This is a genomic window from Actinomadura sp. BRA 177 (assembly GCF_013372625.1).
Taxonomy (GTDB): domain Bacteria; phylum Actinomycetota; class Actinomycetes; order Streptosporangiales; family Streptosporangiaceae; genus Spirillospora.
Map to the genome: position 1 here is coordinate 1 of NZ_JABXFD010000439.1, position 13,984 is coordinate 13,984.

The 13,984-nt window shown below is 72.9% G+C and carries 13 protein-coding genes and 1 pseudogene; 10 read left to right on the top strand and 4 right to left on the bottom strand.

Going from position 1 to position 13,984, the window contains the following annotated elements:
• A pseudogene (locus tag HUX53_RS42655) lies at positions 1-212 on the bottom strand (hypothetical protein); the annotation flags it as partial.
• 20 nt (positions 213-232) lie between these two features.
• Here HUX53_RS42655 and HUX53_RS26350 point away from each other — a divergent pair.
• From HUX53_RS26350 to HUX53_RS26360, 3 genes are all read left to right on the top strand, one after another.
• Positions 233-1,339 carry a ring-opening amidohydrolase gene (locus tag HUX53_RS26350; RefSeq protein WP_176405913.1) on the top strand — a complete coding sequence of 369 codons (1,107 nt, stop codon included), beginning with the start codon at positions 233-235 and terminating at the stop codon, positions 1,337-1,339.
• 68 nt (positions 1,340-1,407) lie between these two features.
• A complete protein-coding gene (locus HUX53_RS26355; protein WP_176405914.1) occupies positions 1,408-2,103 on the top strand; it encodes an SseB family protein in 696 nt (231 codons plus the stop codon).
• An 89-nt stretch (positions 2,104-2,192) separates the two neighbouring features.
• The gene (locus tag HUX53_RS26360) at positions 2,193-5,165 is read left to right on the top strand and encodes a glycine--tRNA ligase (RefSeq protein ID WP_176405925.1); all 2,973 of its coding nucleotides are present in this window, start codon (positions 2,193-2,195) and stop codon (positions 5,163-5,165) included.
• 4 nt (positions 5,166-5,169) lie between these two features.
• Here HUX53_RS26360 and HUX53_RS26365 read toward each other — a convergent pair whose 3' ends face one another.
• Positions 5,170-6,177 carry a DUF2332 domain-containing protein gene (locus tag HUX53_RS26365; protein WP_176405915.1) on the bottom strand — a complete coding sequence of 336 codons (1,008 nt, stop codon included), beginning with the start codon at positions 6,175-6,177 and terminating at the stop codon, positions 5,170-5,172.
• 79 nt (positions 6,178-6,256) lie between these two features.
• Here HUX53_RS26365 and aroC point away from each other — a divergent pair, with 79 nt between their 5' ends.
• From aroC to aroQ, 4 genes are read left to right on the top strand one after another with little or no spacing between them, the layout of a single operon-like run.
• Entirely contained in the window at positions 6,257-7,435 is a 1,179-nt protein-coding gene (gene aroC, locus HUX53_RS26370; protein ID WP_176405916.1) for a chorismate synthase, read from the top strand.
• A gap of 8 nt (positions 7,436-7,443) precedes the next feature.
• Positions 7,444-7,953 carry a shikimate kinase gene (locus tag HUX53_RS26375; RefSeq protein WP_176405917.1) on the top strand — a complete coding sequence of 170 codons (510 nt, stop codon included), beginning with the start codon at positions 7,444-7,446 and terminating at the stop codon, positions 7,951-7,953.
• The gene (gene aroB, locus HUX53_RS26380; RefSeq protein ID WP_176405918.1) at positions 7,950-9,023 is read left to right on the top strand and encodes a 3-dehydroquinate synthase; all 1,074 of its coding nucleotides are present in this window, start codon (positions 7,950-7,952) and stop codon (positions 9,021-9,023) included. The genes HUX53_RS26375 and aroB overlap by 4 nt, the downstream gene beginning before the upstream one ends.
• Complete coding sequence (aroQ, locus tag HUX53_RS26385) at positions 9,020-9,472, top strand: type II 3-dehydroquinate dehydratase (RefSeq protein WP_176405919.1); 453 nt, start codon at positions 9,020-9,022, stop codon at positions 9,470-9,472. The genes aroB and aroQ overlap by 4 nt, the downstream gene beginning before the upstream one ends.
• A gap of 20 nt (positions 9,473-9,492) precedes the next feature.
• Here the strand turns inward: aroQ and HUX53_RS26390 are convergent, their stop codons facing one another.
• Positions 9,493-10,068, bottom strand: coding sequence for a TetR/AcrR family transcriptional regulator (locus HUX53_RS26390; RefSeq protein ID WP_176405920.1), 576 nt, complete (start codon positions 10,066-10,068; stop codon positions 9,493-9,495).
• Between the two features lie 96 nt (positions 10,069-10,164).
• Here HUX53_RS26390 and HUX53_RS26395 point away from each other — a divergent pair, with 96 nt between their 5' ends.
• From HUX53_RS26395 to HUX53_RS26405, 3 genes are all read left to right on the top strand, one after another.
• Positions 10,165-10,611, top strand: a complete 447-nt coding sequence (locus HUX53_RS26395) for a PaaI family thioesterase (RefSeq protein ID WP_176405921.1) — start codon at positions 10,165-10,167, stop codon at positions 10,609-10,611.
• Positions 10,612-10,644: 33 nt separating this feature from the next.
• A complete protein-coding gene (locus tag HUX53_RS26400; RefSeq protein WP_176405922.1) occupies positions 10,645-11,310 on the top strand; it encodes an enoyl-CoA hydratase-related protein in 666 nt (221 codons plus the stop codon).
• A 75-nt stretch (positions 11,311-11,385) separates the two neighbouring features.
• On the top strand, positions 11,386-12,432 hold the full coding sequence (locus HUX53_RS26405) for an LLM class F420-dependent oxidoreductase (RefSeq protein WP_176405923.1): 1,047 nt from the start codon (positions 11,386-11,388) through the stop codon (positions 12,430-12,432).
• 73 nt (positions 12,433-12,505) lie between these two features.
• On the opposite strand, the gene HUX53_RS26410 is transcribed toward HUX53_RS26405, so the two are convergent.
• A complete protein-coding gene (locus tag HUX53_RS26410; protein ID WP_176405924.1) occupies positions 12,506-13,936 on the bottom strand; it encodes a flavin monoamine oxidase family protein in 1,431 nt (476 codons plus the stop codon).
• Positions 13,937-13,984 lie beyond the last annotated feature (48 nt).

Below are 13,984 nucleotides of genomic sequence, written 5' to 3' on the forward strand. Positions count from 1 at the left end.
GGCTCGTCCATCCACTTCTCGTGCAGCTCGGTCATCGCGGCCTCGTCGACCAGCAGCACCGACAGCTCGGCGAGGGGGTGGACGCGCAGCCCGTCCAGGCCGAGCCGGGCCAGCGCCGCGATCGCGTCGCTGGCCCGGCTCGGCGACGCCGCGCACGGCGCGGCCGGGACGGTCGTGGAGGCGCCGCCCCGGGTAGAGACCGAGTCGACCACAGCAGCTGAGGAGCGATGACGTGCCCGATCCGATCGAAGTCCGCAAGATCCCCATCGAGTCCGTGACCGACGCGTCCGGGCTGGCCCGGCTGATCGACGACGGCGTCCTGGCGGCCGACCGGGTCCTCGCCGTCGTCGGCAAGACCGAGGGCAACGGCGGTGTGAACGACTACACGCGGCTGCTGGCCGACCGGGCGTTCCGCGAGGTGCTCCTCGCGAAGGGCACCCGGAGCGCGGACGAGGTGGCGCGGGTCCCGCTGGTGTGGTCGGGCGGCACCGACGGCGTCCTCAGCCCGCACGCCACCGTGTTCGCCACCGTCGACCCGGCGGAGGCGCCCGCGTCGGACGAGCCGCGCGTGTCGGTCGGCGTCGCGATGAGCGAGATCATCCTGCCCGAGGACATCGGTCGGCCCGCGATGGTCGAGACCGTCGCCGCCGGCGTCCGCGAGGCCATGAAGATCGCCGGGATCGACGACCCGGCCGACGTCCACTACGTCCAGACGAAGACGCCGCTGCTCACCCTCGACACGATCAACGACGCGAAGTCCCGCGGCCGCGACGTCGTCACCGAGGACACGCTCAAGTCGATGGACATCTCCAACTCGACCACCGCGCTCGGCATCGCCGTCGCGCTCGGCGAGATCGAGATGCCGTCGGCGGAGCAGATCCACAAGGACCTGTCGCTGTACTCGTCGGTGGCGTCGTGCTCGTCCGGCGTCGAACTCGACCGGGCGCAGATCGTCGTGGTCGGCAACGTGCGCGGCATCGGCGGACGGTACCGGGCCGGGCACGGTGTGATGAAGGACGCACTGGACGCCGACGGCATCTGGGACGCCGTCCGGACCACCGGCCTGGACCTGCCCGGCCGGCCCCGGACGTCCGACCTCGGCGACCGGCTCGTCAACGTGTTCATCAAGTGCGAGGCCGACCCGAGCGGCTCGGTCCGGGGCCGCCGCAACATCATGCTGGACGACTCCGACGTGCACTGGCACCGGCAGATCAAGGCGTGCGTCGGGGGCGTCGCGGCGTCCGTCACCGGCGACCCGGCGGTGTTCGTGTCGGTCGCCGCCGTCCACCAGGGGCCGTCGGGCGGCGGCACCGTGGCCGCCATCGCCGACCTCGGGTGACAGAATGGGCACGGACAGTATCCGAATAGATACGCGCGGCGGTCGCCGGAGGTTATAGCCTGCCTGGCGTGTCCGGACTGACCATTCCCGAACCACTGATCCCCGGGGACGACGGGAGCGCCGACCCGCGGCTGTGCGAAGCGCTCGCCGGGTACGCGGCCGGGCGCGTCGGCGCGCACGCGGTGCTGCGGCGGCTGCAGGGCGCCCGGCTGCTGGTCCCGATCGTCGCCGTGCTCACCGAGGAGGAAGAGGTGGCGCCCGGCGAGCTGCGGCGCGAGAAATCCAGCGACATGGCGCTGCCGACGCTGATCGGCGACGACGGCCGGCGCGGCGTGCTCGCGTTCACCTGCGCGGAGACGATGAAGGCGTGGCGCGCCGACGCCCGCCCCGTGACGGTGCGCGGCGGCGACGCGTGCCGCGCCGCCCTCGACGAGGGCGCCGACGCCCTGGTCGTGGACGTGGCGGGCCCGGTCCCGTTCGCCGTGGACGGGCTGCGCCTGCACCTGCTCGCCGAGGGCCGCCCCGTCCCGCCGCCGCACGAGGACCCGGACGTGCTCGCCGCCGTCGAGGCCGCGTTCGGCTCCGACCCGTCGGTGACCGGCGTCCGGGTGGCCGAGGGGACGTCCGCCGAGGTTGCGGTGCGGTTCGCGGTCGTCGCGGGGCACGACGAGCGCGCCACCGACCCGCGGCTGTGCGAAGGGCTCGCCGAAGTGCTCCGCGGGCGCATCGTCGGCGGCGTCGAACTGAACCTCCTGCGCCGGTAGGCCGCCTCCCGCGCGGGTCGCGATCCGGTGCGGTCCCGGGCGCTTCTAGGCTTGTCCTTTCCGCGCCATAGGAGACTCCCGTGCTGACGATGCAGGACGCCCTGATCCGGCTCACCGACTACTGGGCGGGGCGCGGCTGCCTCGTCGCGCAGCCGATGAACACCGAGGTGGGGGCGGGCACGCTCAACCCGGCGACGGCGCTGCGCGTCCTCGGCCCGGAGCCGTGGCGCGTCGCCTACACCGAGCCGAGCGTCCGCCCCGACGACTCCCGGTACGGCGACAACCCGAACCGGCTGCAGACGCACACCCAGTTCCAGGTGATCCTCAAGCCGGAGCCGGGCGACGCGCAGGAGCAGTACCTCGGCAGCCTCGCCGCGCTCGGCATCGACCTGCGCGCCCACGACGTCCGGTTCGTCGAGGACGACTGGGCGTCGCCGGCGCTCGGCGCGTGGGGGCTCGGCTGGGAGGTGTGGCTGGACGGCCTGGAGATCACCCAGTTCACCTACTTCCAGCAGTCCGGCGGGCTGACCCTCGACCCCGTCTCGGTCGAGATCACCTACGGGATGGAACGCATCCTGATGGCGCTGCAGGGCGTCTCCCACTTCAAGGACATCGCGTACGCGCCCGGAATCACCTACGGGGAGGCGTTCGGGCAGGCCGAGTACGAGATGAGCCGGTACTACCTGGACGACGCCGACATCGCGGCGAACCGGGAGCTGTTCGAGGCGTACGCGGCGGAGGCCCGGCGGATGCTGGACGCGCGGCTGCCCGTCCCCGCCCACTCCTACGTGCTGAAGTGCTCGCACGCGTTCAACGTGCTGGACGCGCGGGGAGCGGTCGGCACGACGGAGCGGGCGCGCGCGTTCGCGCGGATGCGCGGCCTCGCCCACGAGGTCGCCGAGCTGTGGGTCGAGCGCCGTGCCGAGCTGGGGCATCCGCTCGGTGACGCCACGGTGCGGGCCGCCGCCGTTGAGCCGGGCGCTCTGCCGGACGTCGTCTCGGCGGGCACGTTCGCGCTGGAGATCGGGGTGGAGGAGCTGCCGCCGGGCGAGGTCGCCCGGACGGCCGAGCACGTGGCGGGACGGCTGCGGGACGGGCTGGCGGAGGCCGGGCTGTTCACCGGCGCGTCTTCGCTCGACACGTGCGCGACGCCCCGGCGGATCATCGTGCTCGTCCAGGATCTGGAGCCCCGCGAACCGGACACCGAGCAGGTCGTGAAGGGGCCCCGCCTCGCCGCCGCCTACGACGCGTCCGGGGAGCCGACGCGGGCGCTGCAGGGGTTCGCGCGCGGGCACGGCATCGAGGTCTCGGACGTCGGCAAGATCACCGTCGGGGGCGGGGAGTACGCCGGATACACCCGGAAGGTGGTGGGACGTTCCGCCGCCGAAGTCCTCGCCGAGCTGCTCCCGGACATCGTCGCCGGGCTCCGCGCCGGGAAGAACATGCGCTGGAACGCGCCCGGCCTGTCGTTCGCCCGGCCCATCCGCTGGCTGCTCGCCCTGCTGGACGGTCACGAGATCCCGTTCACGGTCGCCGATCTCGCGGCCGGGCGCTCGACCCGCGTGCACCGGACGTCCGACGCGGGGCCCGTTGCGGTGCCGGACGCCGCGTCGCTGGTCGGCGTCTTGCGCGAGCACGGGATCGAGCCGGTGCCGTCCCGCCGCCGGGCCCGCATCGTCTCGGACGCGGAGGCTCTCGCGCAGGGGCGCGAAGGAACGATCGACCTCGGCGCCGAGCACGCCCTCATCGAGGAGATCGTCAACCTGGTCGAGGAGCCCGTTGCCATCCTCGGATCGTTTGACGAGAAGTACCTGGAGCTTCCGGAGGAAATCCTCACGACGGTCATGCGCAAGCACCAGCGCTATCTGCCGGTGCGCGGATCGTCGAACCGTCTCCTCCCGCACTTCGTCACGGTCGCCAACGGTGAATGCGACCACGACGCCGTCCGGGTCGGGAACGAAGCGGTGCTCCGCGCGCGCTACGAGGACGCGTCGTTCTTCTTCCGGCAGGACCTAAGGAGCACGCCCGAGCAGATCAAGGAGGGGCTCGGCAGGCTCACGTTCACCGAGCGGCTCGGATCGATGGCCGACCGGTCGTCCCGCATCGCCGCGCTCGCCGCCGACCTCGCCGGCCGTCTCGGCCTCACCGACGAGGAGGGCGCCGCGCTGGGCCGCGCCGCCGCGCTCGCGAAGTTCGACCTGGCCTCGTCCATGGTCATCGAGCTGCCCAGCCTCGCCGGGACGATGGCCCGCGAGTACGCCCGCCGCGCCGGCGAGGACGAGGCCGTCGCGCGGGCCCTGCACGAGATGGAGCTGCCCCGCTCGGCCGGGGGCGCGCTGCCCGGCACGGTCGCCGGGGCCGTCCTCGCCGCCGCCGACCGGCTCGACCTGCTGACCGGGCTGTTCGCCGTCGGGTCGGCGCCGACCGGAAGCTCCGACCCGTTCGGGCTTCGCCGCGCCGCGCTCGCGCTGACCGCGATCCTGCGGGACGTCCCGCGCCTCGCGCCGATCACGGTCGGGGACGGCCTGGCCCTCGCCGCCCGGCACCAGCCCGTGGCCGTCGCCCCCGACGCGCTCGCGGAGGCCGAACGGTTCATCGCGCGGCGCCTGGAGCAGCACCTTCTGGACGAGGGGCGTCCGGTGAACGTCGTCCGGGCCGTGCTGCCGCTCGCGGGCGCGCCCGCGCACGCCGCCCAGGCCGCCGACGACCTGGCGAGGCTCCTCCAGTCGTCGCGGTTCGAGCAGCTCACGACGGCGTTGCAGCGCGTCCTGCGCATCGTGCCGGAGTCCACTGACGCGGGCTACGACCCGTCGCTCTTCACCGATACCGCCGAGCGCGACCTGCACGAGGCGTTCACCCAGGTCAAGGCGGAGCTGACCGCCCGGCCGTCGCTGCCGGAGTTCACCGCGGCCGCGACCGCCCTCATCGCGCCCATCGACGCCTACTTCGACGACGTGATGGTCATGGACGAGGATCCGGGCGTGCGCGCCAACCGGCTCGGCCTCCTCGCCGCCATCCGGGACGTGGTCGCCCCCGTCCTCGACTGGCGCGAGATCGCCTGACCGGTCAGAACCAGGTCGTCGGCAGGCCGTGCGAGCGGCCCTCGCCGAGGATCGTGCGCTCCCCGCCCGGCCACAGGCGCAACGCCACCACCTGGACGGCGTCGAGGCGGGCGGCGTCGCGTCCCTCGAACGTCAGATGCGCCACGGGGGCGTCCTCGGTGGCCGCCGCGCCGGCGTTCTCGATGTGCCGGTCGACGCGCGCGGCCTCGTCGTCCGACAGGTACGGGCGCATCGTCGAATGCCACACGACCGTGGTGACGCCCTGCCGCGGCGCGAGCCCGTCCAGGAAGTCGGCCGCGCCCGCCCGCACGACCGTCGCCGGGACCCGCGCGGCCACCTCGAACGCCGCCCGCAGCCGCGCGACCCGCCCGGCCTGGTCGGGCCAGACGTAGGACAGCAGCCGCCGCTGAGCGTCGGGTGACGTCGCGTCCAGCGGGTTCGGGTCGCATCCCCGCCGCTCCGCGACGGCGAGCGGGGCGTCCACCGGCGGAAGGCCCCGCCATGCGCCGGCCAGCACGACCGGGGACTCTGGCCCGTACGCGCCGCCCTCGTGCAGGAGCCGGAAATGGTCGGCGCGCAGGTTCAGGCCCGCGCTCGCGCCGGCCTCCAGCAGCCGGACCGGCAGGCCGCCCGTCGCCTCGGCGACCGTGAGGAGCCCGCCGACCGGCGGGGCGGCCCGGCCGACCTCGTTGGTCTGCGGCGTGTCGGTGAGCCCGTCCCGGATCTCGGCCGCGTGCTCGATCAGCACGTCCCGGAACGCGGGCCAGGCGTCCAGGGGGTCCTCCGTCCCGCCGGCGGTCGGATAGTGCGCGGCCAGTTCCGGTACCCGCCCCTCCAGGACGAGCCGGTGCACCGCCCCCAGCATCCCGAGGATGAAGCCGGGCCTCGTGCGGTCCCCGAGGACCGCCGCGACCGCCCCGGGATCGTCCGCGGCGCGCGTGAGCAGCTCCACGTACATCGGCGAGCCCAGCTGCGCGCAGCCCCGCGCCTGGGCGAGCAGCGCCCTCCGCATGCACCCACCTCCGGCGACGAGCCTCTCAGATGGTGGACGCCGTCACGGGCGGGCGCGCGGAGTCAATAGGATCGTGGTCATGCTGCGCTGGTTGACCGCGGGGGAGTCCCACGGCCCGGCCCTCACCGCGATCGTGGAGGGGCTGCCGGCCGGTGTGCGCGTGACCTCGGGGGAGATCGCCGAGGAACTGCGCCGCCGCCGGCTCGGGCACGGGCGGGGCGCCCGGATGAAGTTCGAGCAGGACCAGGTGACGATCCTCGGCGGCGTCCGGCACGGGGTGACGCTCGGCGGGCCGGTCGCGATCGAGGTCGGCAACACCGAGTGGCCGAAATGGGAGACGGTCATGTCGGCCGACCCCGTGGACGCCGACGTGCTCGCCGCCCAGGCGCGGAACGCCCCGCTGTCGCAGCCGCGGCCCGGGCACGCCGACCTCGTCGGCATGCAGAAGTACGGGTTCGACGACGCGCGTCCCGTGCTGGAGCGGGCGAGCGCCCGGGAGACCGCCGCCCGGGTCGCGCTGGGCACGGTCGCCAAGGTGTTCCTCAAGCAGGCCCTCGGCGTGGACGTCCTCAGCCACGTGATCGCGCTCGGCGAGGTCGAGGCGCCCGCGGACGTCCTGCCCGAGCCCGGCGACCTCGCCCGCGTGGACGACAGCCCGGTCCGCTGCTTCGACGACGCGACCTCCGCCGCGATGGTCGCGCACATCGACGAGACGAAGAAGGCCGGCGACACGCTCGGCGGCGTCGTGGAGGTCCTCGCCTACGGGCTCCCGCCGGGCCTCGGCAGCCACGTCCACTGGGACCGGCGGCTCGACTCGCGGCTCGCCGGCGTCCTGATGGGCATCCAGGCGATCAAGGGCGTGGAGCTCGGCGACGGGTTCACCACCGCGCGGCGGCCCGGGTCGCGGGCGCACGACGAGATCGACGGCACGCCCGAGGGCGTCCGCCGCCGGACGAACCGGGCGGGCGGCGTCGAGGGCGGCATGACGACCGGCGAGCCGCTGCGGGTGCGCGCCGCGATGAAGCCGATCTCGACCGTCCCGCGGCGGCTCGACACCATCGACGTGAAGACCGGCGAACCCGCCAAGGCGATCAACCAGCGCAGCGACGTCACCGCCGTCCCGGCGGCCGGGGTGGTCGCCGAGGCGATGGTCGCGCTCGTCCTCGCGGACGCGGCGCTGGAGAAGTTCGGCGGCGACTCCGCCGAGGAGACCGCGCGCAACCTGCGCGGCTACCTGTCCTCCCTGACGATCAAGTGAACGGGACCATGCGACCGAAGGCAGTCATCATCGGGCCGCCCGGCTCGGGCAAGAGCACCATCGGCGGCGCGCTCGCCGAGCGCCTCGGCGTCGCGCTGCGCGACACCGACGCCGACGTCGAGTCCGCCGCGGGCAAGCCGATCGGCGAGATCTTCATCGACGACGGCGAGGAGCGGTTCCGCGAACTGGAACGCGCCGCCGTCGACGCGGCCCTCGCCGAACACGAGGGCGTCGTCGCGCTCGGCGGCGGCGCCATCCTCGCGGAAGAGACGCAGGACCTCCTCGCCGGCCACACGGTCGTCTACCTGAAGGTCGGCCTCTCCGAGGCGATCAAGCGGGTCGGCCTCGCGTCCGCGCGGCCGCTGCTCGTCCTGAACCCGCGCAGCCAGATGCGCAAACTCCTGGAAGAGCGCCTGCCCATCTACGAGCGCCTCGGCACGCTGAGCGTCGACACCGACGGCCGCGACCCCGCCGAAGTCGTCGAAGAGATCGCCAAGGCCATGGAAGGCGCCGCGTGACGCAGGCCAGAGTCCACGTCGGAGGCGCCGACCCGTACGACGTCGTCATCGGGACGGGCGTCCTCGGCGAGCTGCCCGCCATGGTGGGGGAGCGCGCCCGCACGGTCGCCGTCGTCCACGCCGAGGGGCTGCCGGAGATCGCGCGTCCCGTCTGCGGGGCGCTCGAACAGGCCGGATACAGCGTCCACGCGCTGCCCGTCCCGGACGGCGAGGCCGCCAAGGAAGCGGGCGTGCTCGCGGGGCTCTGGTCGTCGTTCGCCCGGTTCGGCATGACCCGCACGGACGTCGTCGTCGGCGTCGGCGGCGGCGCCACCACCGACCTCGCCGGGTTCGCGGCGGCGTCGTGGCTGCGCGGGGTCCGGGCCGTGCTCGTCCCGACGACCCTCCTCGGCATGGTGGACGCGGCGGTCGGCGGCAAGACCGGCATCAACGTCCCCGAGGGCAAGAACCTCGTCGGCGCGTTCCACCCGCCCGCCGGCGTCCTGTGCGACCTGGCCACGCTGATGACGATGCCGCACGAGGACTACATCAGCGGCCTCGCCGAGATCATCAAGGCCGGCTTCATCGCCGACCCGACGATCCTCGACCTGGTCGAGGACGACCCGAAGGGCGCCGCGTCCCCCGACGGCCCGCACACCCGCGAACTGGTCGAACGCGCGATCCAGGTCAAGGCCGACGTGGTCTCCGCCGACCTGAGGGAGAGCGGGCTCCGCGAGATCCTCAACTACGGCCACACCCTCGCGCACGCCATCGAGAAGGCCGAGGACTACAAGTTCCGGCACGGCCACGCCGTCGCGATCGGCATGGTCTACGCCGCCGAACTCGCCCGCCTCGCCGGCCGCCTGCCCGCCGAGACCGTCCGGCGGCACCGCGACGTCCTCACCTCGGTCGGGCTGCCGATCTCCTACGCCGCCGACTGGCCCGGCCTGCGCACCACCATGACCATCGACAAGAAGTCGCGCGGCACGACGCTCCGCTTCGTCGTCCTGGACGGCATCGCCGAGCCCGGCCGCCTCGAAGGCCCCGACGAGGACCTGCTCGCCGCCGCCTACCGGGAGCTCACCCCATGACCAACCGCGTGCTCGTCCTGAACGGTCCGAACCTGCGGCGCCTCGGCGTCCGCGAGCCCGACAAGTACGGGACGACCAGCTTCGACGAGCTCGCCGCCCTCTGCCGCGACACCGGCCGCCGCCTCGACCTCAGCGTGGAGGTCCGGCAGACCGACGACGAGGCCGAGATGGTGCACTGGGTGCACGAGGCCGCCGACGAGCGCGTCCCCATCGTCCTGAACCCGGCCGCGTTCACCCACTACTCCTACAGCCTCCGCGACGCGCTCGCCCAGCGCACCGCCCCCCTTATCGAGGTCCACATCACCAACCCCGCGACCCGCGAGGAGTTCCGCCACACCTCCGTGGTCGCCGGCGTGGCCACCGGCACCATCGCCGGCTTCGGCCCCATGTCCTACGTCCTGGCCCTCCAGGCGATAGCCGAACTCCTCGCCGAGCAGTCCGCCCCTTAGCACATGCGGAGCCGGTGCCGTTAACCCCCCTGAACGGCTGTTCGCGTCAGCTCCTTGAGTTCGCCGACCACGTCGTCCAGGGGGGCCACGTCGCGGTGGGCGCGGCAGAGGATGGTGGCGCCCTCCACGGCGGCGACGATGAGGCGGGCCAGGCGGGCGGCGCGGTCGTCGGGGACGCCGGCGTTGCCGAGGCCGGTGGCCAGGGTGTCCTGCCAGCGGCCGAACACCGCCGCGGCGGCCGCGGCGAGCTGCGGGGCGTCGTCGTGGGACTCCACGGTGACCGCGACGACGGGGCAGCCCGCCCGGAACTCGCTCTTGATCAGGACCTGCCGCCACCAGCCGACGAAGGCGTCCACCGCGGAGGCGGCGTCACCACCCTCGGTGGCGGCCAGGATGCCGGCGTTGAGGAACTCGCCGGCGTAGCGGACGGCCTCCTCGGCGAGCTGCGCCTTGCCGTCCGGGAAGTGGTGGTAGATCGACCCGCGCGGGGCGCCGCTGTGCGCGATGACGTCGCGGAACCCGGTGCCGCTGTAGCCGCGCTCGCGGAAGAGGTAGGCGGCGCTGCGCACCATGCGTTCCCGGCTGTCGGTTCCCATGACCCGATTATGACATTCATCATAGGGTTGGCGCTTTGACTATGACGAGCATCATGGGACAGGCTCTTTATGACGGACGTCATACAGGGAGGCGGCATGGCGAGCACGGCGGGGCTGGAGCAGCTGAAGGAGCTGCTCAACATGGGGGTCGAGAAGGGGTACGGGATCGGCGCCCTGCTCGGCATGACGGCCGAGAGCCTGGAGCCCGGACGGGTCGTGTTCGCCCTGACGCCGCGCACCGACTTCAGCAATCCGCTCGGGACCGTCCACGGCGGGATCATGTCCACGCTGCTGGACTCGGCGATGGGGTGCGCGGTGCACACGTCGTTGCCCGAGGGCGCGAGTTACACGACGCTGGAGCTGAAGGTGAACTTCGTCCGGGCGGTGCCGCTGGAGGGCGGGCGGCTCGTGTGCGAGGGGACGACCGTCCACATGGGACGCAAGGTCGCGACGGCCGAGGGGCGGATCATGAACGCCGACGGCAAGCTCGTCGCGCACGGCACGACGACCTGCATGGTCTTCCCGCCGGCTACTGACGAGTAGGGTTCCGCTCAGGCACGGATGAAGGAGAGCCTCGTGATCGACCTCCAGCGCGACGGAGACGTGTACGTCCTGCGGTTCGACGCCGGTGAGAACCGGTTCAGCCCCGACTTCCTCGGCGCGGTCGAAGGGGCGCTCGACACCGTGGCGAAGAACGACGGGCCGGGCGCGCTGGTCACCGTGGGCACCGGCAAGTTCTACTCCAACGGCCTCGACCTGGACTGGCTCGGCGCGAACGGGGACAAGTTCGCGGAGTACCTGGGGCGGGTGCACGGGCTGTTCGCGCGCGTCCTGGAGCTGCCGATGCCGACGATCGCGGCGCTCAACGGGCACGCGTTCGCGGGCGGCGGGATGCTCGCTCTCGCCCACGACTTCGCCGTCATGCGGACCGGCCGCGGCTACTTCTGCCTCCCCGAGGTCGATCTGGGGATGAGCTTCACGCCCGGGATGAACCTGCTGATCAAGGAGCGGCTGCCGAAGGCGGCCGCGCACGAGGCCATGCTCACCGGCCGCCGGTACACCGCCGAGCAGGCGCTGGCGGCCGGGATCGTCCAGCGCACCGCCGCCGAGGACGAGGTGCTCCCCGCCGCCGTCGAGTGGGCGGCGTCGCTGGCGGGCAAGAACGGAAAGACCCTCGCGAAGATCCGCACCGACCTGTACCGGCCGGCGCTGGACGCGCTGCACGGTCCCGCGCTGCCCTGACCCTCGTCCCGGACGGGCCGCCGGAGTAGGTTACGTTCACTGGAATCGGATTCGGTTTACGGAAGGGATGGCGCGATGCGCATCGGGATGGCGCTCAGCTACTCCGGCGGTTTCAAGGAGACCGTCGAGGAGCTGGCCGACTACGAGAAGGCCGGCCTCGACATCGTGTACGTCGCGGAGGCGTACAGCTTCGACGCGGTGAGCCAGATGGGCTACATCGCCGCCAAGACCGAGCGGGTGGAGATCGCCTCCGGCATCCTGAACATCTACTCGCGGACGCCGACGGCGACGGCGCAGACCGCCGCCGGCCTGGACTACGTGTCGGACGGCCGGTTCACGCTCGGCATCGGCGCGTCCGGCCCGCAGGTCATCGAGGGCTTCCACGGCGTCCCCTACACCGCGCCCCTCGGCCGCACCCGCGAGGTCATCGAGATCTGCCGCAAGGTGTGGCGCCGGGAGCGGCTCCAGCACGACGGGAAGTACTACAAGCTGCCGCTGCCCCCGGAGCAGGGCACCGGCCTCGGCAAGCCGCTGAAGCTCATCAACCACCCGGTGCGCGCCGACATCCCGATCCTGGTCGCCGCGATCGGGCCGAAGAACGTCGAGCAGACCGCCGAGATCGCCAACGGGTGGGAGCCGATCTTCTACATGCCGGAGAAGGCCGCGGACGTGTGGGGCGCCTCCCTCGCCGCCGGCAAGGCCAAGCGCGACCCCGCGCTCGGCGAGCTGGACGTGGTCGGGCAGGCCCCGCTCGCCATCGGCGACGACGTGCGGGGCTTCCTGGAGTTCGGCCGGCCGATGGCGGCGCTCTACATCGGCGGCATGGGCGCCAAGGGCAAGAACTTCTACAACGACCTCGCCCGCCGGTACGGCTTCGAGAAGGAGGCCGAGGAGATCCAGGACCTGTACCTGGACGGCAAGAAGGACGAGGCCGCCGCCAAGGTCCCGCAGGAGCTGCTGGAGAAGATGTCGCTCATCGGCTCCGAGGGCCACGTCCGCGAGCGGCTCGCCGCGATGAAGGAGTCCGGCGTCACGACGCTGAACGTCGCCCCGATCGCCGGCGACCACAAGAGCCGCCTCGCCCTGATCGAGAAGGTCAAGGAGATGGCCGCCGCCCTGTAGCCCCGCTTCGTTGACTTGCGGCGTGTTGCCCTTATCGATGCCGTCATAAGGGCAACACGCCGCAAGTCAACGGTCAGAGGGCCGCGTGGACCTCCTTGGCGACGCGTTCGCCGGAGCGGACGGCGCCGTCCATGTAGCCCGTCCAGTAGTCGGACGTCTCGGTGCCCGCCCAGTGGATCGGGCCGCACGCGGCGCGCAGCGCGGGGCCGAACGCGGTGAGCGCGCCGGGCGGGGCGATGCCGACCGGGCCGCCGCCGCTCCACATCTCGTTGTCCCAGCGCTGGAACGCCGTGATCTTCGGGTCGGCGGCCTTGTCGCCGAACAGCTTGGTGAACGAGTCGAGGCCCGCCGCGCGCACCTCGGCACCGGACGCGCCGTCCAGCTTGCGGATGTTCGCCTGGTTCATGAAGCCCATCAGGATGCCGCGCGACCCGTCCGGCGGGCTGTTGTCGAACGTCGCGTCGATCGCGCCGCTGTCGGCGACCGCCTGCCCGGTCAGGCCGTCCGCCCGCCAGAACGGCGTGTCGTAGACGCCGACGAACTTGGCGATCGAGCCCATCGGGTAGCGCTGCATCAGCTGCGCCCGGCTCGCGGGCAGCGCCGGCGAGTAGTCGATCTTGTTCGCGATCGCGGGGGACATCGCCACGATGACCCGCTTCGCCGACACCGTGATCCCGTCCGCCGTGACGGTGACGCCGCCCGAGCCGGTCGCGATCGACCGCACCGGCGCGTTGTAGCGGATGATGTCGCCCAGCCGGGCCGCCAGCCGGACGGGCACCTCCTGCGAGCCGCCCACGAACCGGGACTCCTGCGCGCCGTCCTTGGTGTTGATCAGCCGGTCGATCGTCCCCGGGGTGCTCTCGTTGCCCGCCGAGGCCGCGTAGTTCAGCAGGTACAGCAGCGAGATCTCCTGCGAGCGCATCGACAGCGTGGACGAGGCGAACGCGTCCATCAGGAACCGCGCGCCGCTGCTCAGCGAGTTGGACCGCGACCAGGTGTAGAACGTCTGGGCGTCCCACTCCTCGGCCTTCGCCGCCTTCCACGGCTCGCCGACCGGCACGTCCTTGATCATGTTGCCGAGCTTGAGCAGCGCCAGCTCCAGGTCGATCACGCCCCAGTCCGGCGGGACCGCGCCGAGCAGCCCGTCGGTGGCGTACAGGGACCGCTTGCCGTTGCGGTAGTAGACGTTCTTGCCCTCGTTGTAGGTCTTGAAGGTGGCCACGCCCATGTCCTGCGCGAGTGCGGCGATGCGGTCCTGCGTCGGGCCGATGAACTCGGCGCCGCCCTCGCTGGTGGTGCCGTCGCCGAGCGGCAGCCCGTACACGCGGCCGCCGGGCCGCTCCCGGGCCTCCAGGACGAGCACGGACCGCCCGGCGGCGGCGAGGTCGCGGGCGGCGGTCAGGCCGGACAGCCCGGCCCCGACGATCACCACGGCGGTGCTGAGCGGGGCGGTGCGGGCGGCGGCGGGCGGTGCCGCGGCGGGGGAGGCGACGGCGCCCGCCACTGGCGCTTATACACATCGGACCCTCCCCACGAAAACGGAAGGATCTAC